This is a genomic window from Arthrobacter sp. efr-133-R2A-120, from assembly GCF_030209835.1.
Taxonomy (GTDB): domain Bacteria; phylum Actinomycetota; class Actinomycetes; order Actinomycetales; family Micrococcaceae; genus Arthrobacter.
The window spans coordinates 174,025-196,462 of the sequence record NZ_JARVRF010000002.1 but is presented as its reverse complement, the minus strand read 5'-3'; the positions used below and the strand labels follow the sequence as shown (position 1 = coordinate 196,462).

Here is a 22,438-nt window from a genome sequence, read left to right as displayed (position 1 = left end):
TCTACTCCTCATCCCCGGCGTCGCCAAAGGCTTCGTTTTCGGTCCAGGTCCGCTTCGACCCGCTCAGGACGATGTCCCAGTTGTAGCCGAGGGCCCATTCGGGGCTCGTCAGCTCGTGGTCGTATGTGGCAACGAGGCGGTCGCGGGCGTCCTGGTCCACGATCGATTGGTAGATCGGGTCCAAGGGGAACAACTGGTCGCCCGGGAAGTACATCTGGGTGACGATGCGCTGCGTGAAATCCGTGCCGAACAGCGAGAAGTGGATGTGCGCAGGCCGCCAAGCGTTGAGGTGGTTCTTCCACGGGTAGGCGCCGGGCTTGATGGTGGTGAAGCGGTAGGAGCCGTCCGGTCCGGTGATGCAGCGTCCGACGCCGGTGAAGTGGGGGTCGAGCGGGGCGGGGTGCTGGTCGCGCTTGTGGATATAGCGGCCGGCAGCGTTGGCCTGCCAGATCTCCACGAGCTGGCCGGCAACCGGGCGGCCGTCGCCGTCGAGCACTTTGCCTTGCACGATGATCCGCTCGCCCTGGGGTTCGCCGTTGTGCTGGATGGTGAGGTCCGATTCCAAGGCGTGCACGTCCTGGTGCCCGAACGCCGGCGAGTACAGCTCGATGGTCTCCGGGTCCGCGTGGTGCAGGCTCTTGGTGGGGTGGCGCAGGATGCTGCTGCGGTACGGCGCGAAGTCCAGTCGGGGCTGGGTCTCCGGCGCGGCGCCGTTCTTCAGCGCCTGGGCATACGCTTCGCCGATGGCCTTGATCTCGGCGCTGAGATCCGCTTGGGTTTCGGCTGCGGCGTCCAACGGCGCGTGCCCGGCATGCGGTTCGGCCGCCGGTACGAGCTCGTCGTCTTGGTAGTGCCCGGCATTTGCGTCTAGCAGCACGGCCGGCTCCTTTCGGGTGGTTGCTTTCCTGGTTTCTGCTGGTGTTTCTGCTTAGCGATGCACGTGATGGGCGTGAAGCGAGTCGTATTGGACGGCGTGCCGCACGGGGGCGTTGGGGGCGCCGTAGCCGTCGTAGTTGCCGCGGCGTTCCACCATTTCGAAGAACACGCTGCCCACCGTGGCGGTATAGAAGTGGAGGAATTCACCGTTGGCGTCCCTGTCGTAGAGAAGGTTCAGTTCCTTGAGGGTGGCAAGGAAGGCAGGATCCAAGGCGAAGCGGGCATCCAGGTCCTCGTAGTAATTGGCCGGTATTTGGAGGAAGTCGAGTCCACGGGCATGAGCCGCCCGCGCCGTGGCCACGAGATCATCCACCGCGAACGCGATGTGTTCCTGGTAGCTCTTGCGGGCGCCGTTGCCATGCTGGCCTGGTCCCTGCTGCCCGGGTTCCTGCTGAAGCACCGGAGCAAGGTTCAGCACCAGGCGCACGGCGCGGTCAGACGTTTGCATGACCTGCGAGCGCACCAGGCCGCTGGGGCTCGGCACTTCGGCGAACGGCTGAGGTTCCAGCGCGAGGGCACTCGTGTAGAAGAGGACGGCTTCGTCGAAGTGCTGCCAGGGCTGGGCCAGGTTCACGTGGTCGATGACGGCTCGCGCTCCAGCGGCAGGATGCTCCAGGCCCTCGCCGAATTCGCGGGTCCAGGCGGCGGTGCCGTCAGGGCTGCCTTGACAGAGGAAGATCTCCGTCGAGTCCGGAGCGGCGATGCCTTGGAACACTTCCTCGTCCGCCTGCACCTTGCGCGGCACCACGGGGGCCTTGAGTTGCTGGGCGCGGGCCGAGGCAATCACGGGAGAGTCGACGTCGAACCCCAACGCCGCGATGGCGGGTTCACTGTGCGACGGCGCTTGTTCGTTGATGACGACGCGCGCGTGGCCCATCGACCACAACTGCACGTCCTTGGTCCGGTGCCGGCCGTCGAATTCGAAGCCGAGCTGACCCAGAAGCGTCTCGAGCTGTGCAGGGTCATCGGTTTTGACTTCGGCGAAGTTGAATCCGCCCGGTTCAGCCACCTTGGGCAGCGTGGCCAGTTCCATGGGGTAACGACGGCGGCCGGCTGCCTTGGCGAGCGAGTCACCGCTGGCATCTCCCGGCGTCGGGGACGTCGCGTTCGCGTCGAGCCACTTGGCGCTCTGTTCCTCAAGCCAGATCAGCGAGCGCATCGCGTCGACGGCAGTGCGGTCCACATCGGATTGGCGGAAGACGTCGTTGAAGACCTCCAGCGAGACCGGGCCGGAGTATCCCGCACGGGCCACGTGGCCCATGAACTTGGCCAGCTCGAACTGTCCTTCCCCCGGGAACACGCGGTAGTGGCGGCTCCAGGACAAGACATCCATGGAGAGCTTCGGAGCGTCGGCCACCTGGACGAAGAAGATCTTTTCGGGCTTGATCGCCTCGATGGGTGCGGTGTCCCAGTCGCGGGAAAGGATGTGGAAGGAGTCCAGACACGTGCCCAGGTTGGGGTGGTCCACGGTATCCACCAAACGGTGCGCGTGCTCGTAGTCGCTGACGTACTTGCCCCAGGCCAGGGCCTCGTACGCTACTTTGACGCCGTGGTCCCCGGCCAATTCCGCGAGGCGGGAGAGCTGCTCGGCCCGGAGATCGTCGTCGTCAATCGTGGCGGTTCCCACGTTGGTGCACACCAGAATGGTGTCCATGCCGAGGCGGGACATGAGCTTGAACTTGGCGTCCGCCCGGCGCAGGTTTTCCAGCAGGGTGTCTTCGGAGACGCTGTCGAAGTCGCGGAACGGTTGGTAGAGGTCCAGTCCGAGTCCAAGGTCCGCCGCCATCTTCCGCACGTCCTCAGGACTAAGCGGGGAGGTGACGAGGTCCTGCTCGAAGATCTCGATGCCGTCGAAGCCCGCGATCGCGCAGGCCTGCATCTTTTCCTTGAGCGTGCCGGAAAGGCAGACCGTGGCGATTCCCGTGCGCATCAGTGCCCCGCTCCGGCGAGTGCCTTGTCGGCCTTCGACTCTTCAGCCTTGGATTCTTCGGCGCTCACCAGCTCCAGGAAATGTGCCCGCATCCGTTCCGGATCGGCCTCTCGGCCGGTGAAGATGCGGAAAGCGTCGGCGGCCTGTCCCACGGCCATGCGACCGCCGTCGAGCACGCGGCAACCCTTGGCGCGGGCCTCAAGCACCAGCTGCGTTTCGATCGGCCGGTAGACGATGTCAGCCACCCAGTGGCGGGACTCAACGAGGGACATGTCCAGTGGTAGGCCTGGATGTGCGGCCATGCCCACCGGCGTGCAGTGCACCAAACCGTCGGCCAGCGGCATGAGTTGCGGCAGCTCCGCCGTCGTGCGCGCCGTGACGGTGCTGCCCGGGGACAGGGCGGCGAGTTCCGCCGCCCGTTCGGCGCAGCGCGCCGGATCGACGTCCACAAGGTCCAGTGACTTGACCCCGGCAGAAAGGAGGGCGTATGCGACGGCGGAGCCGGCACCACCGGCGCCGAGCTGAACGACGCGCTCCAGTCCGGCGTCGGGGAGGCCGCTGGCCAGAGCTGAGCCGAAGCCGGAGAAGTCTGTGTTGTGGCCGATGAAGCGGCCGTCCTCGATCAGCACGGTGTTCACCGCACCGAGCCGCCGGGCGTCCTCGGAAACCTCGTCCAGGAACGGCAGCACCAGTTGCTTGCACGGATGCGTGATGTTGAGGCCGTTGTAGCCAAGCCTGGAAGCTGCGGCCAGCAGATCGCCGACGGCGGAGCCGGGCAAGGAGAGCTCCAGCAGGTCGATTGGCCGGTACAGGTAGCGCAGCCCCTGGACGTCGGCCTCCCTCTCATGCATGGGCGGCGTCAGCGAAGGCGATACGCCTTCGCCGATAAGGCCCACCAGGAAGGATTCGGCTCGGTTGCTCATGCTCATTGCTCCTTTGACAACTGCACCCGCGGATCGGCCCTCTCTGGATTCCCTCGGGACGTCCAGAGCCTGCTGCTCCGCCGGGCGGTATGAATCAGACTACACAAAATGTTCATATGTTGCACTAGTGTTCTTATCGCGAACAAAAGTGAGTGCCGCTTAGCGCTGCGGCAGGCGGTCGGCAAGCTCGGATGCAGCGCTTTTCAGCAAGGGGACCACCGCCACCAGCTGCTCCACGCTCATTCGGAAGACAGGGACGGCGGTGGCAAGCGAGGCGAACGCAACGCCCTGGGAATTGAGTACCGGGACGGCGACGGCGCGCATGCCCACCTCGTTCTCCTCGTCCATGATCGCGTAGCCCTGGCGCCGGACCTTTTCGATTTCCAGGCGGAAAGCGTCGCGGTCGGTAATGGAGAACTCCGTCAGCGGCTCCAGTTCGAGCTCTTCCACCAACTGCTTGCGCTCGTCGTCGTCAGCGAAGGCAACAAGCGCCTTGCCAACCGCCGTGGTGTGGAGCATTCCAAGATGCCCTGGATCGCTCGTGACCCGGAACATTTGGGGGCCGTCCACCTTGTTGACTGTGAGGTGGTGGTGGCCATCCCGGACCGAAAGGATGGTGGCTTCGCCGGTCCCTTCCGTCACGCGCTGCAAGATGGGCCGTGCGGTACCCGCAAAGCCGTGGTGGTTTGATACCCGCTGACCGAGCTGGAAGACACGAAGTCCCAGATGGTAGCGGCGACCGTCGGCCTCGTAGTCGACGAATCCGTCGCGGGTCAGGGATCCGAGCAGCCGGTAGGTGGTACTGAATGGCAGCTCCGCCTGGCGGGCGAGCTCCGAGGCACTGGCCCCCTTCGGCTCATTGCCCAGCAATACGAGGAGGCCCAGGGCCTTGCCGATCATGTCGGTTTTTGTGTCTTCCTTCACATCCATAACTAAAGATTGCCACATCGTGAGAGCTATATCTAGATGGTGAGTAAATATCTTGACAAGTGACTGTGCTCACAGTCATCATTGCTATATCGCACAAGTAGCTCTCACAATGTGGCTACAGTGTGAGGCCGCTGCCGGACCCACAACGACGTTCCAGGCAAGCAAATTTCAGCCAGATGCGACATCGCCGTCACACAAAGGAACACCATGAGTCACACGATCCCGTCTACGACGCCGGGCACTGCCACGGCGGGAACGCCGAAGAAGGCAGCCCTCGCCAGCTTCCTCGGCAGCGCCGTCGAGTACTACGACTTCTTCATCTTCGGTTCGGCCGCGGCCTTGATCTTCCCGCACGTCTTCTTCCCCAGCGCCGACGCCAACGCAGCCATCATGTCGTTCGCGACATTCGGCTTCGCCTATGTAGCAAGGCCCGTTGGAGCCATCATCCTGGGGCACTTCGGCGACCGCATCGGCCGCCAGCGCGTGCTGATGTTTACCTTGGTACTCATGGGCGGTGCGACCTTCATCATCGGCTGCCTCCCCGATTTCAAGTCCATCGGCTGGTGGGCTCCGGCGCTGCTGGTCTTCGCACGCCTCTGCCAGGGCCTCTCGGCCGCCGGTGAACAAGCCGGGGCTTCGTCCATGACCCTGGAACACGCTCCGGACAACCGTCGCTCGTTCTTTACCTCCTGGACCCTCACGGGAACCCAGGGTGGCCAGATCCTCGCAGCATTGGTCTTCATCCCCGTCGTCGCCCTTCCCGACGAGATCAAGTACGGTATCGGCTGGCGCATCCCGTTCTGGCTCAGCGCCGTGGTGGTCCTCGTAGCGTTCTTCATCCGTCGCACACTGCATGAACCGCCGGCGTTCGCCGAGGCCAAGAAGAACAACCAGATCGCCAAGCTTCCCGTGGCCGACCTCCTCCGGCTGCACTGGGCCGACGTCCTGCGTGTTATCTGCTGCGCCTTCATCTCCGCAGTGAGCACTGTCTTCGGCACCTTGGCCATTGCCTATGCCAAGGACGTGGCCCACGTGAACAGCACCATCACCCTGTGGCTCGTCGTGGCGGCAAACGTCGTCGCGCTCGGCACCCAGCCGGTGTTCGGCAGGATGGCCGACCGGATCGGCCGCAAGCCCGTCTTCATCTATGGCGCCGTAGCCAGCGCCATCATGACGCCGGTGTTCCTCTTGACGCTCGAATCCGGAAACGTGCCGCTCATGTTCCTGGTCTCCGTGGTGTACTTCTCCCTCGGATACGCCGCTGCAAACGCCGTGTGGCCCTCCTTCTACGGCGAAATGTTCAGCACCAAGGTCCGTTTCTCCGGCTTGGCCATCGGAACCCAGATCGGCTTCCTCATGGCTGGGTTCGCCCCGACGATCGTCACCGCAATGGGCGGCACCAAGGCCGGTGGCTGGGTCCAGATCAGCATCTTCACCGGCGTCATATGCGTCATCGCAGCGGTCTCGGCGATGACCGCCCGCGAATCCTTCAAGACCCCGACGGCGGAACTCGGCCTGAAGTAGGACGCTGCCTCAAACAAATCCGTGGTTCCACACCGGCCGCCCTCTGGGCCCGTGTGGAACCACGGATTTTCTTTGTCCCGGAAGTCTTACCCACGGCTAACCCATACGAAACCACACCGCAACATTGGGCCGCCACACTGGAATAGCCGGCAAACGCTGGCAGCTCCAGCCAGGGAGGCCACCATGTTGAAGGAAGTATCGACCCACCCCACAAGAATCCGCGCACTTGACCAGTTGCACCGCGGCGACCAGATCGAAGCCCGCCTCTCCGTCGGACCCTCCTACGATGACGTCGTCATCCGCAGGGGCAGCGTCCAGGAAACGGCCCCGGGCATCGGCGTCGTCTGGATCATGGATCAGCTGACGGGCCTGCGCAAGGCCATCAATACCGACGAATGCACAGTCTGGCGAGTGGCCTGACCTGGCCCCGAACCGCTCAGCCGCCAGCCACGGACTGGATGATCAAGACCTCCTGGCCGGCAGCAACCTCAGTATCCAGACCCTTCAGACGCCGGACCTCCTCGCCGTTCACGTAAATATTCACGTAGCGGCGGAGCGAACCGGTTTCATCCCGGATCCTCCGGGCCAGCACCGGGTAGTCCCCGGTCACAGCATCAAGCAAACTTTCCACGGTCACAGCTCCGTCGGCGGGCGTAGTCAGGTAGGACTGCCCGCCGGCGAGTGGCTGGAGAACGCTGGGCAAAAGCACCGTGATGTCAGGCAAGGTCCGTCCTAGGCCGGCAGGCCGGATGTTGCGACGGCAGCAGCCAATTCAGCGGCCACATCAGTGGAGACAACGGCAGCCCGCACACACAAAACATCAGGCAGGTGCGAGGCGACTTCGATGAAGGACTCGCCCTCGTCGGCGCTGGCGTAGACCGAACCGCCGCGTGTTCCGAAGTACACCCCGGCAGGTTCAGCAGAATCCACCGCGGCTGCGTCACGGAGCACGGCGTTGTATTCATGGTCCGGGAGGCCCACATCCAAGCGCTTCCAGGACTGACCGGCGTCATCCGTGCGGTGCACCGCGAGATGGCCGTCCGGCGGAATCCGCTCACTATCGGCCTTGATCGGGACCACCCAGGCCGTCCCTTCGCGGCGAGGGTGGGTGAGCATCACGAAGCCGAAATCAGCGGGAAGACCGTCGGCGATTGAAACCCAGTTTTCGCCGTTGTCGTCCGTGCGGTACACGCCGTGGTGGTTCTGCGCATACAACCTGCCTTCGACGGCGGCATCCGCGGCGATCTTGTGCACGCACTGCCCGAACTCTGGATTGGGATCGGGCATGAAGTACGCCGAAATCCCCTTATTGCGTGCCTCCCAGGAGGCTCCGCCGTCGAGCGAGCGGTAGACGCCGCCCGTGCTCATGGCGACGTGGACGTTCTCCCCGGAAGGGTTGACCACGATCGAGTGGGCGGCAGCGCCGCCGTAACCGGCTCCCCATTCGCTGCGATGCGGGTGGTCCCATAGGCCGCGGTTCAACTCGAAGTGCTCGCCGCCGTCGGTCGATTTCCAGACGGAGATCGGTTCGCAACCTGCCCAGACCACCCCGGGCCGGGAGGCGGAGTCAGGATAGATCTGCCAGATCCGTTCCAGAGCGGCATCGGTGCCTTCCGGGAATTTGATGGCGCCTTGTTCGGGCTCGGTCCATGTGGCGCCCAGGTCATCGGAGTGGGCCACGGTGGGACCCCAGTGTTCGGAGCGCACGCCCACCATGATCCGGGGATTGTCCCCGCGCGTATCGATCCCGATGCTTGGGATTTCGCTCATGAGGAAGTGCGGACCGGAGAGGGACCATTCCTTGCGGTCTGTGCTGCGTGCCAGCCACAATCCTTTTTTGGTCCCGATCGCCAAGACATAACTCTCTGCGGTAGCCATGAACCCCATGCAACCATCCCCGCGCGGGGGCCGCAACGGTTTTATGAACCGCTTCTAGGAAACCGCCTCAGTCCACGAACTCGGATTGCGTCTCAATGAAGTCCCAGTCGGCGTCGCTTAGCCCGCCGGCCAGTTCCTCAAGGCGCGGGCCGCCAACGTCGGCAATGCGTTGCAGGACTTCAATCGGAAGCTCTGTGGCGCGGAGGTTCTCCCGCAGCCATTCCTTGCTCTTGAGGTCTATGTCCAGCCACCACATGAAGATCTCCACGTGGACCACCCCTTCCTGTGCAAGTTAACGCTAGGCCTGCGCCGGGTGCACTACAAGGGGACGAGGACCTTGATCAAATGCCGGGTCCGGCCCTAAATTCGGGGCTGGAAAAAGTAAAGTGAAAGTAGTTATTCAGATTGGTAGCGGAGCGCTGTCGTGGCACGTAAGCTAATTGTCAGCAGGAACGCCAAGAACCTGCTCGAAAGTCCGCTCCGGAGTGCGTATCCCCCAATAACGCACTCCGGAGCTCTTTGTTTAAGCCTCGCGACACGCAAAATCCCTGGCGCCCACGGAATTCCGGAGGCGCCAGGGATTTTCCGTGTCGCTCAGCTCCTAGACGAACTGGTACAGCAGGGCCGCCATACCGAAGCCCACTACCGAGAGCACGGTCTCCAGCACCGTCCACGTCTTCAGGGTGTCCTTGACTGACATGTTGAAGTACTTGGAGATGATCCAGAATCCGCCGTCGTTGACGTGGCTGGCGATGATGGAGCCGGAAGAGATGGCCATGACGATCAGGGCCAATTGCGGCTGCGAATAGTGTCCGGCCGTGAGCGCCGGGGCCAGGATGCCGCCGGTGGTCACGATCGCGACCGTGGCCGAGCCCTGGGCGAGGCGCATGCCGCAGGCGATCACGTAAGCGGACACAATGACAGGAAGCCCGGCCTTGGCCAAGGTGTCCGCCACGGCGTTGCCCACCCCGGTTGCCGAGAGCACTGCGCCGAAGAATGCACCGGCTCCAACAACAAGCAGGATCATGCCGACCGGCTTCAGCGAGGCCGAGCTCAGTTCGGAGAGGTCCTTGGCGCTCATGCCTCGACGCGTGCCCAGGAGCCACATCGACAGTGCGACGGCGACCGTGAGCGCAATGGCCGGGTTGCCGAAGAACACGAGCGCATCCCGGAATCCGCCCGCGGGGAGGAAGACGTTGCCGAAAGTGGCGCCAAGGATCAGGAGCATCGGCAGGCCGATGGCAAGGGCAACGACGCTCATGGGCGGCTCGTGGCCCACGGCTTCCTCCGCCTCCGGGATCACGCGGTCCTCCGGAACGGCAACTTGCACTCGCTTGCCGATCCACTGGCCCCAGAGAATGCCGGAAGCGAACCAGGCAGGGATGCCGCAGGCGAGGCCCATGATGATGATCCAGCCCAGTTCAACGTGGAACAGTCCGGCCGCGGCTACGGGACCTGGGTGCGGCGGCAGGAAGGCGTGGGTCACGGAGAGGCCGGCGAGGAGCGGCAAGGCGTACAAAATGAGGGATTTCCCGCCGCGCACCGCCGCCACGTAGACGAGGGGTGCGAGCACGAAAATGCCGATGTCGAAGAAGACCGGAATGCCGAGGACAAACCCGGTGACGCCCATGGCCAGCGGCGTTCCCTTTTCGCCGAAGATCTTCACGAGCCTGCCCAGCAGGACCTCCGCGCCGCCGGATCGTTCCAGGATGGCGCCCAGGACGGTGCCCAGGCCGATGATCAGGGTGATGTGTCCGAGGATCCCGGCGAAGCCCTTCTCGATAAGGGCGTCCCCGCTCTTGATGGGCGAGCCTACAAGGGCATCGATGCTCACGCCGCCCGCCAGCGCGACGAGCACGCTGGTACCCACCAAGGCAATGAACGGTTCTACCTTGACTTTGATGATCAGAAACAACAGGAGGGCAATGCCGGCACCTGCCAGGAGAAGCAGGCCGGCCGTATCGTGCCGTAGCCAGTTCAGGAATTCATTCATGGAGGTTACTTTCTGGGGATTCCTACGCGAGGGTGGCGGTGAAGGCGGCGGCCCTGGCCGAAATGTCAGCCCAGTCGCCTGCGGCCACGGCGGACGGAGGGACCACGCTGGTTCCACAGCAGACCGCTGCGGCGCCGGCGTCGAGGTAGCTCTTGGCGTTCGAGGCGTCGATCCCGCCGGAGGGCAGAAGCCGGATGCCAGGGTAGGGACCCTGAAGATCCTTGAGGTAGGCCGGGCCGAGCTGCCTGGCCGGGAAGATCTTGACTGCGACGGAACCGAGGTCAAGGGCCTGCGCCACCTCGGTGGGTGTCATGGCGCCCAAACTGAAGGGAACGCCGGCTGCGACGGCCACCGCCGCAACCTCGGGGCGAAGGCCGGGCGTCACGAGGAACTGGGCACCGGCGTCGATTGCTGCCCTTGCCTGCTCGGCCGTCATCACGGTACCGATTCCGACGGCGGCGCCGTGCTGCGCGGCGGTGTCCGCCGCCCGACGCACATGCTTCAGCACGTCCGGGGTGGTGAACGTCAATTCGACGCTGCGGATGCCGCCGTCGGCCAGTGCGCGGCACAGCTCGGCGGCGTCGGGGATAAACGGCGCACGGACGACGGCGAGGGTGCGGTCGGCTTCAAGCTGTTCGACGAATTCTTCAGGAGTCATGCGATTTCCGTACTTCCTGCTCGGGTGCGTCCGTCGAGGCTGCGGCGCAGGGCGCGGCCGGCACGGGCGCCGGTGGGCTTCCCGCCGTCGATCGCTGCCGTCCCGTTGACGAACACGTAATGGATGCCAGTGGCTGGCTTGCGCGGGTTTTCAAAGGTGGCTTCGTCACGGACGGTGCGCGGATCGAAGAGGACGACGTCGGCCGCGTAGCCTTCGCGGACCAGCCCGCGGCGATCGAGCTTGAGCCGCTCGGCGGGGCGGCCGCTCAAGTGGTGGACCATATCTTCCAGCGTCAGCAAGCCCAAGTCGCGGCTGTAGTGGCCCAAATAGCGGGGGAATGTTCCCCAGGCACGCGGGTGCGGCTTGGCTCCGACCAAGAGGCCGTCGCTGCCGCCGGTGTGCGTACGGTGGACCATGATGGCCTGCACGTTTTCCTCGTGGCCAACGTGCTGCAGGATCCCGGTGCCCAGGCGGTCCGCCTGGAGGATCTGTGCGAACACGTCGAACGGCTCTGCGTTGATTTCGGCGGCGATTGCGGCGATGGTCTTGCCCACATGTCCGGCGAGCGCCGGGTTCTGGACGCCGCTGACCTCCAGGGTGTCCCACTCGGCGACCACGCCGTGGCAGCCGTCGGAGCCGTAAATCTCCACGCTTTCGCGGATTCTCGCCAGCGTGGCCGGGTCGGCCAAGCGCGCGAGTGTGGCCTCGGTACCGCCGGAGGATGACCAGCTAGGCAAAATGGCCGCGAGCGTGGTGGCGCCGGGGAGGTAAGGGTAGGTGTCGAGCGTGATGTCGGCGCCGTCGTCGAGCGCTGCATCGATGAGCTCAAGCAGCTCGTCCGCCCGGCCCTTGTTTTCGGCGAAGTTCATGGTGGCGTGGGAAAGGTGCAGCGCGCAGCCGGTGTCCCGGCTCAGTCCGATCATCTCAGCGTAGGCGCCGAGCGCGCCCTTTCCGTAGGAGCGGTGGTGCGGGGCGTAGAAACCACCCAGCTCCCCCACCGTGCGGCAAAGTCCCGCCAGTTCCTCGGTGCCGGCGTACATGCCGGGGGTGTAGGTCAGCCCGGAGGACATCCCCACGGCGCCTTCCTCCAGGGCGGTGCGGACCAGGTCCTGCATCCGCTCCTGCTGCTCCGGCGTCGGGTCCCCTTCGGCGAACCCCATCACAAGGGCCCGTACGGTTCCCTGCGGCACGAGGTAGGCGGCGTTGGTGGCGATCCGGCCGCCGTCCTCTTCCGCGTCGAGGCGCTCCAGGTACTCGCCTACCGTCCGCCAATTCCAGTCGAAATCCTGCGGGTTGTCGTTCCAACCGGCGATCTTCTCGCGGACCCCGGTCAGGGTGGCATCGTCCACCGGAGCGTAGGACAGCCCGTCCTGGCCCAGAAGTTCGGTGGTGACGCCCTGGCTGAGCTTGGCGTAGTGGTCCTTGTTGACCAGCAACTGCAGGTCCGAATGGGCGTGCATGTCGATGAATCCGGGGCTCAGGACGAGTCCCGTGGCATCGATGGTCCGCTCGGCGCCGGTTCCGCTTGCGGTGAGGGATCCGGCGTCGGCGACGACGGCGATCACTCCGCCGTCCAGCAGGACGTCCGCGGGACGGCGGTCCGCCCCGGTTCCGTCCACCAGAATGGCGTTGCTGATGAGTGTCTTCATGGCGTGTGTCCTAGAAGAAGGTATGGATGAGGTCGACGACGGTTTGGTCGCCGTCGGTATCCGCCAGCACTGGGATGAGCGTCCACTTGTCGAAGGCCGTGCACGGATGCGAAAGCCCCAGTCGCACGACGTCTCCGGGCCGCACAGTGGTTGTGCCGGCGTCGAACGTCATGAAGCAGTGCTGGTCGTTGACGGCAGTGATCTCGGCACCGGCGAGGGGCAGCATGGGACTGCCGAGGTCAGGCCCGATCAGCTGCGGACGTGGCAGGCCTTCGTCAACGGGCAAGTCCCGCTTGCCGGCGTCGAGGATGGCAAGGCCGGGCTCGGGCTGGGACACGACGCGCGCCCAGCCGTGCATAGCTGCCGTGAACGGCTGGCCGCCGTCGCGGGAAAACGGCGAGATGCCGCGGTAGAAGCCATCGTCGTGGATGATGTAGGCCCCGCTGCGGATCATGAGTTCCACCCGGGTGCCCGCCTCGGAGCCAGCGGTGACGTGCGGCGAAAGGACGTCGACGACGTCGTCGAAGTAGGCGCTGCCGCCTGCCGTGAGGATGACGGCGTCGGCCCCGTAGAGACCTTCCTCGAGGAGCCGCTGATGCAGCTCACCCATCTGGCCCAGGAACCCGCGGACGGCGGCGAGACTGTCGGCGTCTGCCGTGTGGGCCAGCGATCCTTCGTAGCCGCTCACCCCCACCAGCCGCAGGTGCCGGGAGGCAGAGATGGCGCGCGCGACGTCGAGTGCAGCCGCCACGCCTCGTGCGCCGGTGCGGCCGCCGGTCCCGCCAAGCTCAACAAGGACATCCAGGACGGCATTGCTTCCAGCAGCTTCCAAGGTGCGGCCAATGACCTCCACGGTGACGGCGGAGTCCACCCAGGACAGGATCGGCCGGTCCGGATTTGCGGTCTTGGCGACCCATTCGATCGCGTGCGGATCGCTCAGGCTGTTGGCCAGTTGCAGGCGCCGCACGCCGAATTCGCGGGCCACGCGGAGCTGGGCGAAGTTCGCCACGGTGATCCCCCAGGCGCCGCGGCTCAGCTGTTCGGCCCAGAGCTGTGGCGCCATGGTGGTCTTTCCATGCGGAGCCAGCAAGACGCCATGCTCCGCGCACCACGAAGCCAGCCGATCGGCATTGCCGCGCATCGCCCCGGCATCAAGCGTCAACAACGGTGTCTGGAGGTCCTTGAGTTTCGGGGTTGTGGAGAGGAACTCGCGGTGGCTGGTGCCGTTGGCTGTGGCGGGCACGGCTTTGTGCCGCCAGTCGAGCCGGACATCTGCCAGGCGGGCCACGGCGTCGGTCGCAATTGCCCCGGCCTCTGCTCCGGCCCCGGACGTGGAAGTGTTCACCAGTTCGATCCCTTCACGGTGCGCGATTCACTGTGCGCATTCTGCTCGCAATTTCATTGCGTTGCGTATTTTGCAACGCAGGTTGCAAAGCTGTTGGTGATATGTCTAACATGGTGCAGGATTGGGAGTCAAGGCCGCGGCGTGGCCCGCCACCCCCTGATCAGGCCACGGAAATCCCTTCTTCATTGGGGTGTCGAGTGCCGCTGGACGCGGCAGAGGGAGCGCGGGAGTTTCATGCTTTCAGCTGTATGTGTGGGCGAGACGATGGCCATGCTCACTCCGGTGAAGCCCGTCCCGCTGCACCAAGCCACGGAGCTGCACTGCGGCATCGGCGGCGCGGAATCGAACGTTGCCATGGGCCTGGCCGCCATGGGCCTGGACTCCCACTGGGTAGGCCGGGTGGGCCGGGATGGATTCGGCACCCGGATCCTGGAGGAGCTCAGCGGCCACGGAGTAGGCATTTCCGGCGTCGAGGTTGATCCCGGACGGCCCACCGGGCTTTACGTCAAGGTCCCAGCCCAGGAAACAGATCCCGACGGCGGCAGTTCAGTTTTGTATTATCGGCAGGGTTCCGCCGCGTCGGCCATGGGCCTGGGCACCTTGGCGAATCCCGCCGTCGAGCGTTTGCTTAACGAAGCATCGCTCATCCACCTGAGCGGCATCACAGCGGCGCTCTCAGCGGAATGCCTCGAACTGATGGAAACCATCCTCGCCGCACCGAGGCAGGGCCGCATCATCAGCTTCGACGTCAATTGGCGGGCGGCACTCTGGGCCGGACAGGACCGTTCCGTGCTGCGCCGTCTGGCCAACCTTGCCGACATCGTCCTGGTGGGCAAGGACGAGGCCGAGCACGCCTTCGGCACCACGGACGAAACTGAACTGCGGCGCCTCATGCCGGATCCCGCCGTCGTCGTCATCAAGAACGAAGCCATCAGCGCCATCGCGCTGGAACGGGACGGGACGCGGTCCGAGGTGTCGGCATTGTCCGTGGACGTGCTTGAGCCGGTGGGCGCGGGTGATTCCTTCGCTGCCGGCTACCTGAGCGGCGTGCTGTTCGGCCTCGAGCAGAAGGCGAGCCTCCGCCGCGGTCACGTCGCCGCAGCCTGCACCCTCACCGTGCATGGCGATCGCGGCCCCCTTCCCGGCTCAGCGCTGCTTTCGGCCATCCTCGATTCCACAGACGCCGAGTGGGCCGGGATCCACGTTGCCGGGGGACACTTCAGCAGCCAGAATCGGAGCCCCCAAGATCGGAGAACAGCACTATGAGTCAAAGCCTGATGCGGGCCATCGACCTGCTCGCCGAGCTTGCTTCCAAACCGGCCACCCTCGATGAGCTTGCCTCCAAGGCTTCGGTGCACAAGACCACCGTGATGCGGCTCCTGCACGCGATGGAGGAAAAACGCTTCGTTGTCCGCGATGAGGATCAGCGGTTCATGCTTGGCTCCAAGCTGTTCGAGCTGTCCTCGCTCGCCCTGGAACAGCGCGACATCCGCAAAGTGGCGCACCCGTACTTGGCCGAACTGAACGGAAAGACCGGGCACACCGTGCACCTTGCCGCGTTCGAAGGCAATGACGTGGTGTACATCGACAAATTCGAGTCGCACCATCCCGTGCGGATGTACTCCCGGATCGGCCTGACCGCGTCCCTGCATTCGGCTGCCGTCGCAAAAGTCCTGCTTGCCGACATGCCACGCAGCCGGCAGGAAAAGATCGCGGCGGGACTCGACTACACAAGAATTACCGACACCACCCTGACCTCGCCGCAGGCCCTTTTGGCCGAACTGGAGCAGGTCAGGATCCAGGGCTGGGCCCACGACAACGCCGAGCACGAATCCTTCGTGCACTGCATCGCGACCCCAATTCGCGACGCGAGTGGCGCCGTCGTGGCCGCAGCCTCTTGTTCGGTACCGGTGGTGATGCTCAGCTATGAAGGACTGCTTGAGCTGCTGCCCGACCTCAAAGCCAGCACCGAGGCCATCTCCCGCGACCTCGGCTGGATCAGCCACGAAAGGAACTCGGCATGAGTGAAAAGACTGTAGTACTGACCGAAAATGCTCCGGCCCCGGCGCACGTATTCTCCCAAGGCATCCAGAAGGGCGGCCTGTTCCAGGTATCCGGCCAGGGCCCCATGGATCCCGCCACCAACCAGTACATCGGCGAGGGCGACGTCCGCGTCCAGACCCGCCGCACACTGGAGAACGTGAAGGCGATCCTCGAAGCCGGCGGTTCTTCGGTAGAAGATGTCATCATGTTCCGCGTCTACCTCACTACCCGCGACGACTTCGCCGCTATGAACGAGGTCTACGGCGAATTCATCACCGAGAACGTCCCCAGTGGCCAACTGCCCAGCCGCACCACGGTGTTCGTCGACCTCCCGCACGAAGTCATGCTCGTGGAAATCGACGCGCTGGCGGTTACGGCGTAATCCCCCGAGCCCGGCTTGGTGGCACTATTGGGTGATGCCCTTTATGCGCGTTCCCAGGCTTAAGAGGGCGTCTTCCCGGGACGGACGCCAAGCAAACCGGCTGGCGTCGGTTTCTACCGGATGGTTGCTGCTGGTTGTCGTATTCATCGAGGCTGCAGTCGCCTTGTCTATCCGCCTGCCATTGGCTTTCGGGTTTCCGCTGTGGGGCGGCATCGATGAAATGACCGGGTTCCCGGCTCTTCTGGCATTGCTGATCGTGCCCCTGATGGTGCTGGCGGCGTGGCGTCTCATGCGGCAGCAGCAGCGGGAACGAAGCCAGGCGTTCCGGACGTCGCGCTTGATGGACACCGTGCTGCATACAAGCCTGGACTGGCTGTGGGCCACGGGGCCCGATGGGCGATTTACGTTCTGCAGCCCGGCTTGCAAGGACATCACGGGGTACGAACCTTCCGAGCTGCTGGGGAGGCACATCACCCGCGTCATCGACCCCGGGGACCTGGCAGACGCACGGGTGGACTGGAAAGCCAGGGAAAGCGGTGACTCCTCGTGGTCACGGGTGGTCACCGTGTGCCGCCACCGGGACGGCAGCCGCGTCTTGATTGATGTTGCCGGAAGGCCGATCCGCGACAGGGAGGGCAGGGACTGCGGTTTCGAGGGCACCTGCCGCGTCTTGAATCCAGAGACGGCACGTTCGCGTGCGGAAGTCACCGTCCGCATCCAGGCATTGCTCAATGACGGCTCACTCATCACAGCATTCCAGCCGATCCGGTGCCTGGAAACCGGCAACGTAGTTGGAGTGGAATCGTTGACACGGTTCAGCGGCTCCCAGGAGTTGTCCCCGGAGGTGCGTTTCATGGAGGCCGCCTCGGTCGGCCTGGATATCGAGCTCGAGATCCTTGCTCTCCGGACCGCGCTGACCACCGCTGCGGGGCTCCCGCCGGAACTGTACATCGCGGCAAACCTCTCACCGCGCGCGTGCCTTGACCCTCGGCTGGCAGCCGCGATTGTCGAGTCGACCATCCCTCCACGACGCGTCGTGCTCGAGGTCACCGAACGCCATGAGGTCGCCAACTATGAACCGCTCGCCGAAGCGCTGGCGCCGTTGCGGCGCGCCGGCCTGAGAATAGCCGTCGACGACGCCGGCGCCGGCTTTGCTTCCATGCGCCACATCCTGCAACTCAAGCCGGACCTCATCGAACTCGATCGCGAGATCATCGCCGGCATCGACACAGATCCGGGACAGCGGGCCCTGGGAGCTGCGATGGTCGGTTTTTCCTCCGAAATCGGAGCCGCCCTGGTAGCCGAAGGGATCGAGACCGAGGCCGAGCTGGCTGCGGTCACCAAGCTCGGGATGACCGCGGCCCAAGGTTACCTTCTCGGCCGGCCCTCGCTCAGACCGGAGGACTGGGCGGGATGGGGGTAGCGGTGGCTGGTATCCCCTGGGCTGGTGCGCCGTCACCAGGCCATCGAAGTCCCGAACGACAACACCCGTAGCTGTCTCCACAGGAAGCCCGTTCCGCGCCCAATACTCGATGCCACCGATCATCTCCCGCACCGGATACCCGAGCTCGGCGAAGGCCAGGGCCGCGAAGGTGCTTCCATTGCAACCAGGTCCCCAGGAATAGACCACCACTGCGGTCCCGGCCGGGATCAGTGCGGCTGCCCGGGCGGGTATCCCGGCAGTCGGAAGGTGCACGGCACCGGGGATGTGACCGTGGTCCCACGAAGACTGCCTGCGTGTATCCACGAGCACGAAACTGCCGGGAGCCGCATCGGCAACGTCCATGACGTCGATCTCGAACTGCAGCTTCGCACGGAAGTAAGCGCCTGCGGCACCGTCCGCCCCAACCGCAGCACCCGCGTCGTTCTTTGGCTTTTCCATCTGCCCTCCTAAGCCAGCTTCGCGAGTTTGGCGTTGGCACGTCGCGATCCCAGCTTGGCCGAGATGCGCAAACTGGTTTCGGCGGCCATCGGACCTACTTCACGGACGCGTTTGGCGGTCATCCGGGACGACAACGACGAGACGCTGAGGGCGGCGACCACGTGATCGTCGTGGCCGAAGATCGGGGCAGCGACGCACCGGACCTCGGGTTCGTTTTCACGGTCGTCGATCGCATAGCCTCGGCGACGGATCGCGGCGAATTCAGCCCGCAACTGCTCGGGATCCGTGATGGTCCTGTCGGTGATGGGCACCAAATCGCCGGCCAGGATAGGCGCCACCACTTCCTCCGGGCTGAAGGCCAACATGGCTTTGCCAACCGCGGTGCAGTACGCCGGCATGGTCGCCCCAACGCGCGATGCCATACGGACTGTTGCCTCGTCTTCAACTTTGTCGAGGTAGACCACATCATGGCCGGACAGGACCACCAAGTGGCAGGTGCTTTCCGTAGCCCTCATCAGCACTCTGAGCTCGGCATTCGCGACGCTCCGCAAATCGAGCCGGTCCAGGTATGACTGTCCCAAACGCAGGCAACCATGGCCCAGCCGGAAGCGGCCGCTCTCGGCGTCGCGTTCCAGCAGGTTTTCGTCCAACAAGGGCGCGGCCAACCTCAGAACCGTGCTCTTGTTGAGCCCGGAGAGCTTGGACAGCTCCACCAAGGCGAGTCCGTCCGCGCTCACCGGATGCTCCGCCACCACCGCCAGCAAAGCCAGCGCCTTCCGCAGCGAAGCCGAGGAGTTCCGGGCCTCCGTGCCTTCAGTACCCACGTGTGTCCTATCCAGCGGCGATGCGCTGCTCGGCGTCGTAATCGCGTTTCCAGCCAACCACTCCAGGCCTCAACTGCCAGGGATGCGGTCCGGACAGCGGCCGGTATTCCACTCCCATGGCCTCCAGGCGTTCCAGATGCGCGCCTTCGAGCCTGGCCAGGAAACCATCGTAGTCGCGGTTCTCCGGCTGGCACCAGAGCACCTCCGCCGCGGCGCTCAGCCGCGGAAACGCGGCGAAGTGGACCCGTCGCGGGGAATCCAGGTGTTCCGTCCAGATGTTGGCCTGCGCGCCGAGGAGCCTGCCCCGGAACGTTTCATCCGCACCCGCGGGCAGCGGTTCGAAGCCGTAGACATCCTGCAGGCTGGTGACAAAACCCACGGGCACGGGTTCGCCGTCGCCGTCGGCCTGCCGGTGGTCAAGGTACAGCTTGTGCTCAGGGCACATGACCACGTCATAACCGCTTTTGAGCGCGCTCATACCGCCTTCGTAGCCTCGCCAGGAGGCCACCAATGCACCACCCGGCAGCTCGCCGTCGCCGATTTCGTCCCACACGGAGGTAGCACGCCCATGCCCGTCAAGGTGCTTCGCCAACTGCCCGACAAACCAGCTGTGCAGTCCCGAAACGTCGGGCAATCCGAGTTCGGCGGCTTTGGCTTGTGCCTGGGCGCTGGATTGCCACTGGGTCAAAGGAACCTCGTCTCCGCCCAAGCTGATCCAGCGGGACGGGAAGATCTGCACCACTTCATCGAGCACGTTGCGGTAGAACTCCAATGAGGTTTCCGAGACTTCCAGGACCGTCTCGTTGATTCCCCAACGGGGCCACACCTCGGTGGCCACGCCCGTTCCCAGTTCGGGGTAGGCGGCGATGGCGGCCTGGCTGTGTCCTGGAACATCGATCTCCGGAATGACGGTGATGTGGCGCTCGGCAGCGAACGCGACCACTTCGCGTAAATCGTCCTGGCTGTAGAACCCGCCGTGCGGAAGCCCATCGAAAACCCCTGCCCGCCAAGAACCAAGCGAGGACTCGCGACGCCATGCCCCGGTCTCGGTAAGTTTCGGGTAGCGGTTGACCTGGATCCGCCAGCCTTGGTCGTCCGTGAGGTGCAGGTGCAGGACGTTGAGCTTGTGCATGGCCATCACCTCGATGAACCGCAGCAGGTTGTCCTTGGGCATGAAGTGCCGGGCCACGTCCAGCATGGCCCCGCGGTACCCGAAACGCGGGTGGTCCTGGATGGATACCTTGGGAACCGGCCATGCGCCGTCCCTCTCCGGAACGGGCGCTTGCCGGAACGCGGCGGATCCCATCAGCTGCAGGAGCGTCTGCGCGCCATAGAAGGCTCCGGCCGGACCGCCCGCATGAATCACGACGGCGGCGCCCACCTCCAGGCGGTACGCCTCGGCGTCGAGCTCCGGGTCAAGCAGGAGGCTGATACCCGCATCGGCCGCGGCGGCCGGGAACAGGTCCCAGCCAGTGGCCGCTCCGAGGTTTTGGGCGAGCCAGCGGCGCGCACTGTTGAGCTCCGGATCGGCGGCCAGCGTGGTGGCTGCGTCCAGTTCCAGGAAACCGCCGCCGGACTCCACTGAGTACGGCACGGGAACCAGCAGATCCGCGGCGCTCATCCCTTCACCGCCCCCGCCAGCCCGGACACGAGTTTTCGCTGCACTGCGATGAAGAAGATCAGCACGGGAATGGTCATAATCACGGAACCGGCCATGATGGCACCCCAATCGTTCTGGTCGGGCTTGAAGAAGGTCAACAATGCCATGGGCAAGGTCTGGTTCTCCTGGGCGGAAATGATGAATGTCTTGGCGAAGAGGAAGTCGTTCCACGTGGAGATGAACGAAAATACCGAGCATGCCACCACTCCGGGCGCCACGAGCGGGAAGAGGATCGAGCGGACAAAACGGAAACCGCTCGCGCCGTCTATGCGCGCTGCCTCTTCGATCTCGACCGGCACGGCTGCCACGAAGCCACGAAGCATCCAGATCGCGAACGGAATGCTGAATCCCACATGGACCAGCACCAGGGACCCGAGCTGGTTCAGGCCCACCAACGGTACGGCTTCCCCGGCATTTCGCAGCAGGAAGAACAACGGAATGGTGAGCGCCTCAACGGGCACCATCTGGGAAACCAGCACCACGATCAGCAACTTGGTGCGCACCTTGAATTGGTAGCGGGTCAATGCCACGGAGGCCAAAAACGCCAGCACAGTGGAGACGATGACCACCACGAGCGCCACGATCACGCTGTTGAGGAAGTACCTGCCGAAGTTGTTGAGCGACAAGACCCGCATGAAGGAATCGAAGGACGGTTCCAGCGTGAACGGTGCCGCATCGCCGGCGTCGAGCGCCGTCTTCGGCTTGAGGGCCGAAAGCACCATCCAGAACAGCGGGAACGCGACGAGGAGCGCGATGGCGAGTGCCGCCGCGTCGGCGCCGAACCGGCGTCGTCCGCGCTTGCGGAACTGTTGCGGCGCGTCCGGTGCGGGCCGATTCTTGCGGAGTGGAACGTCGACGGCGGTCACAGGACTTCTCCCGTTCTCTTGAGGATGCGGAGGTAGATCAGGGTGATGATCATCAACAGCGTGGTCATGATGACGCCGAGGGCCGAGCCGAGGCCATAAAGGCTGGCCGCGAAGGCCTGCTGGTAGCCGTAGACGTTCAGCACGAGGTTCTGCCCGGCAATACCGCCGCCATTGGTCATGATGTAAATCTGGGAGAAGATCTTGAAATTCCAGATGATGGACTGGATGGTCACCACCATCACGATGGGCCGCAGCATCGGAAGCATGATGCTGCGCGCGATCCGGGGCATGGAAGCACCGTCGAGCCGCGCCGCCTCAATCACTTCGGTGGAGATCGCCTGGATGCCGGCGTAGACCGTCACGAGCACGAACGGGAACGAACACCACACCACTTCGCTGGCCACCAGCCCGAAGGCGGACCATTTGTCGTAGGTCCAGGAGTAGCCGTTGAACTGGGTCAGGCCCACGGACGCGAGTGCTTTGTTGACGAGTCCCAAGGTGGGGTCGAAGAGGAACAACCACACGGCGCTGCCGGTGACGGCCGGTGTGGCCCAAGCGCCGAGCGACACTACGAACAGCGCGGTCCGGACCCAGGGCCGGAGCCGTGTGGCCAGCACTGCCAACAACGTTCCCACCAGCAGCGTCAGGACAACGCAGGCGCCCGCGAACAACACTGTGTTGCCCAGGACGGACCAGAACTCCGGATCGGCGAACAGTTTCTGGTAGTTCTCCAGGCCCGTGAACTGCAGTGGTGCCTTGCCACTGACTTGGGCCTGGCGGTAGTCATACAAGGAAACGTTGATGAGCTGGAATATCGGGTATCCCAGCAGCGCGATCAGGACAATGAAAGCCGGGGCCAGGTAGAACCACGGTTCCAAGCTGCGCTTGCCCTGCGAACGACGGCGGGGCATGCGCGCCGTCGTCGGCTTGCGGTTCTGTTTGCGGTCCTGTTTGCGGTTCGCTCCGTTTGTGCCCGCCTTCGCGGATGCAAGCGCCGTCACGCCGCGCCACCTGG

Annotated in this window: 22 protein-coding genes and 1 pseudogene; 7 read left to right on the top strand and 16 right to left on the bottom strand. The window is 64.6% G+C overall.

What is annotated here, in order from left to right:
* Nucleotide 1 precedes the first annotated feature (1 nt).
* The 4 genes from pcaH to QRN52_RS01765 all read right to left on the bottom strand — a co-directional run bounded on the left by pcaH (nucleotide 2) and on the right by QRN52_RS01765 (nucleotide 4,719).
* Nucleotides 2-874 (bottom strand): protocatechuate 3,4-dioxygenase subunit beta, encoded by an 873-nt coding sequence (gene pcaH / locus QRN52_RS01780; protein WP_284751100.1) that lies wholly within the window; start codon nucleotides 872-874, stop codon nucleotides 2-4.
* Between the two features lie 54 nt (nucleotides 875-928).
* Entirely contained in the window at nucleotides 929-2,866 is a 1,938-nt protein-coding gene (locus QRN52_RS01775) for a bifunctional sugar phosphate isomerase/epimerase/4-hydroxyphenylpyruvate dioxygenase family protein (protein ID WP_284751080.1), read from the bottom strand.
* On the bottom strand, nucleotides 2,866-3,789 hold the full coding sequence (locus tag QRN52_RS01770; protein ID WP_284751079.1) for a shikimate dehydrogenase: 924 nt from the start codon (nucleotides 3,787-3,789) through the stop codon (nucleotides 2,866-2,868). Before QRN52_RS01770 ends, QRN52_RS01775 begins: the two co-directional genes overlap by 1 nt.
* Nucleotides 3,790-3,948: 159 nt before the next feature.
* Nucleotides 3,949-4,719 (bottom strand): IclR family transcriptional regulator, encoded by a 771-nt coding sequence (locus tag QRN52_RS01765; protein ID WP_059388805.1) that lies wholly within the window; start codon nucleotides 4,717-4,719, stop codon nucleotides 3,949-3,951.
* A 207-nt stretch (nucleotides 4,720-4,926) separates the two neighbouring features.
* Here QRN52_RS01765 and QRN52_RS01760 point away from each other — a divergent pair, with 207 nt between their 5' ends.
* Nucleotides 4,927-6,243 (top strand): MFS transporter, encoded by a 1,317-nt coding sequence (locus tag QRN52_RS01760; RefSeq protein WP_284751078.1) that lies wholly within the window; start codon nucleotides 4,927-4,929, stop codon nucleotides 6,241-6,243.
* Between the two features lie 183 nt (nucleotides 6,244-6,426).
* Complete coding sequence (locus tag QRN52_RS01755) at nucleotides 6,427-6,663, top strand: hypothetical protein (RefSeq protein WP_059388807.1); 237 nt, start codon at nucleotides 6,427-6,429, stop codon at nucleotides 6,661-6,663.
* A gap of 16 nt (nucleotides 6,664-6,679) precedes the next feature.
* Here QRN52_RS01755 and QRN52_RS01750 read toward each other — a convergent pair whose 3' ends face one another.
* The 7 genes from QRN52_RS01750 to QRN52_RS01720 form a co-directional block, all read right to left on the bottom strand.
* Entirely contained in the window at nucleotides 6,680-6,967 is a 288-nt protein-coding gene (locus tag QRN52_RS01750; protein WP_284751077.1) for a MoaD/ThiS family protein, read from the bottom strand.
* Nucleotides 6,968-6,975: 8 nt separating this feature from the next.
* Nucleotides 6,976-8,130, bottom strand: a complete 1,155-nt coding sequence (locus QRN52_RS01745) for a WD40/YVTN/BNR-like repeat-containing protein (RefSeq protein ID WP_284751076.1) — start codon at nucleotides 8,128-8,130, stop codon at nucleotides 6,976-6,978.
* Nucleotides 8,131-8,188: 58 nt separating this feature from the next.
* Entirely contained in the window at nucleotides 8,189-8,389 is a 201-nt protein-coding gene (locus tag QRN52_RS01740) for a hypothetical protein (protein ID WP_284751075.1), read from the bottom strand.
* 333 nt (nucleotides 8,390-8,722) lie between these two features.
* Nucleotides 8,723-10,114, bottom strand: coding sequence for a GntP family permease (locus tag QRN52_RS01735; RefSeq protein ID WP_284751074.1), 1,392 nt, complete (start codon nucleotides 10,112-10,114; stop codon nucleotides 8,723-8,725).
* Between the two features lie 22 nt (nucleotides 10,115-10,136).
* Nucleotides 10,137-10,772: a bifunctional 4-hydroxy-2-oxoglutarate aldolase/2-dehydro-3-deoxy-phosphogluconate aldolase gene (locus QRN52_RS01730; RefSeq protein WP_284751073.1), complete on the bottom strand. Its 636-nt coding sequence runs from the start codon at nucleotides 10,770-10,772 to the stop codon at nucleotides 10,137-10,139.
* Nucleotides 10,769-12,421: an N-acyl-D-amino-acid deacylase family protein gene (locus QRN52_RS01725; RefSeq protein ID WP_284751072.1), complete on the bottom strand. Its 1,653-nt coding sequence runs from the start codon at nucleotides 12,419-12,421 to the stop codon at nucleotides 10,769-10,771. Before QRN52_RS01725 ends, QRN52_RS01730 begins: the two co-directional genes overlap by 4 nt.
* Nucleotides 12,422-12,431: 10 nt before the next feature.
* The gene (locus QRN52_RS01720) at nucleotides 12,432-13,766 is read right to left on the bottom strand and encodes a type III PLP-dependent enzyme domain-containing protein (RefSeq protein ID WP_284751071.1); all 1,335 of its coding nucleotides are present in this window, start codon (nucleotides 13,764-13,766) and stop codon (nucleotides 12,432-12,434) included.
* Nucleotides 13,767-14,000: 234 nt separating this feature from the next.
* Here QRN52_RS01720 and QRN52_RS01715 point away from each other — a divergent pair, with 234 nt between their 5' ends.
* Genes QRN52_RS01715 through QRN52_RS01700 form a run of 4 tightly spaced genes read left to right on the top strand, consistent with a single transcriptional unit; the run spans nucleotide 14,001 to nucleotide 17,614 of the window.
* The gene (locus tag QRN52_RS01715; RefSeq protein WP_284751070.1) at nucleotides 14,001-15,032 is read left to right on the top strand and encodes a sugar kinase; all 1,032 of its coding nucleotides are present in this window, start codon (nucleotides 14,001-14,003) and stop codon (nucleotides 15,030-15,032) included.
* Nucleotides 15,029-15,790 (top strand): IclR family transcriptional regulator, encoded by a 762-nt coding sequence (locus QRN52_RS01710; RefSeq protein WP_284751069.1) that lies wholly within the window; start codon nucleotides 15,029-15,031, stop codon nucleotides 15,788-15,790. Before QRN52_RS01715 ends, QRN52_RS01710 begins: the two co-directional genes overlap by 4 nt.
* Nucleotides 15,787-16,191: a RidA family protein gene (locus QRN52_RS01705; RefSeq protein ID WP_059388814.1), complete on the top strand. Its 405-nt coding sequence runs from the start codon at nucleotides 15,787-15,789 to the stop codon at nucleotides 16,189-16,191. Before QRN52_RS01710 ends, QRN52_RS01705 begins: the two co-directional genes overlap by 4 nt.
* Nucleotides 16,192-16,225: 34 nt before the next feature.
* Nucleotides 16,226-17,614: a sensor domain-containing phosphodiesterase gene (locus QRN52_RS01700; protein WP_284751068.1), complete on the top strand. Its 1,389-nt coding sequence runs from the start codon at nucleotides 16,226-16,228 to the stop codon at nucleotides 17,612-17,614.
* 24 nt (nucleotides 17,615-17,638) lie between these two features.
* Here the strand turns inward: QRN52_RS01700 and QRN52_RS23985 are convergent.
* Nucleotides 17,639-17,977 (bottom strand): annotated as a pseudogene (locus QRN52_RS23985) (rhodanese-like domain-containing protein); the annotation flags it as partial.
* Between QRN52_RS23985 and QRN52_RS01690 the strand changes: the two are divergent.
* Nucleotides 17,906-18,085 carry a hypothetical protein gene (locus tag QRN52_RS01690; RefSeq protein ID WP_284751067.1) on the top strand — a complete coding sequence of 60 codons (180 nt, stop codon included), beginning with the start codon at nucleotides 17,906-17,908 and terminating at the stop codon, nucleotides 18,083-18,085. The pseudogene QRN52_RS23985 and the gene QRN52_RS01690 overlap by 72 nt on opposite strands.
* Here QRN52_RS01690 and QRN52_RS01685 read toward each other — a convergent pair.
* From QRN52_RS01685 to QRN52_RS01670, 4 genes are read right to left on the bottom strand one after another with little or no spacing between them, the layout of a single operon-like run.
* On the bottom strand, nucleotides 18,082-18,897 hold the full coding sequence (locus QRN52_RS01685; protein WP_284751066.1) for an IclR family transcriptional regulator: 816 nt from the start codon (nucleotides 18,895-18,897) through the stop codon (nucleotides 18,082-18,084). The genes QRN52_RS01690 and QRN52_RS01685 overlap by 4 nt on opposite strands.
* Before the next feature lie 7 nt (nucleotides 18,898-18,904).
* Entirely contained in the window at nucleotides 18,905-20,518 is a 1,614-nt protein-coding gene (locus tag QRN52_RS01680) for a beta-N-acetylhexosaminidase (protein ID WP_284751065.1), read from the bottom strand.
* On the bottom strand, nucleotides 20,515-21,423 hold the full coding sequence (locus tag QRN52_RS01675) for a carbohydrate ABC transporter permease (RefSeq protein ID WP_284751064.1): 909 nt from the start codon (nucleotides 21,421-21,423) through the stop codon (nucleotides 20,515-20,517). The genes QRN52_RS01680 and QRN52_RS01675 overlap by 4 nt, the downstream gene beginning before the upstream one ends.
* Complete coding sequence (locus QRN52_RS01670) at nucleotides 21,420-22,424, bottom strand: carbohydrate ABC transporter permease (RefSeq protein WP_284751063.1); 1,005 nt, start codon at nucleotides 22,422-22,424, stop codon at nucleotides 21,420-21,422. Before QRN52_RS01670 ends, QRN52_RS01675 begins: the two co-directional genes overlap by 4 nt.
* Between the last annotated feature and the right edge of the window lie 14 nt (nucleotides 22,425-22,438).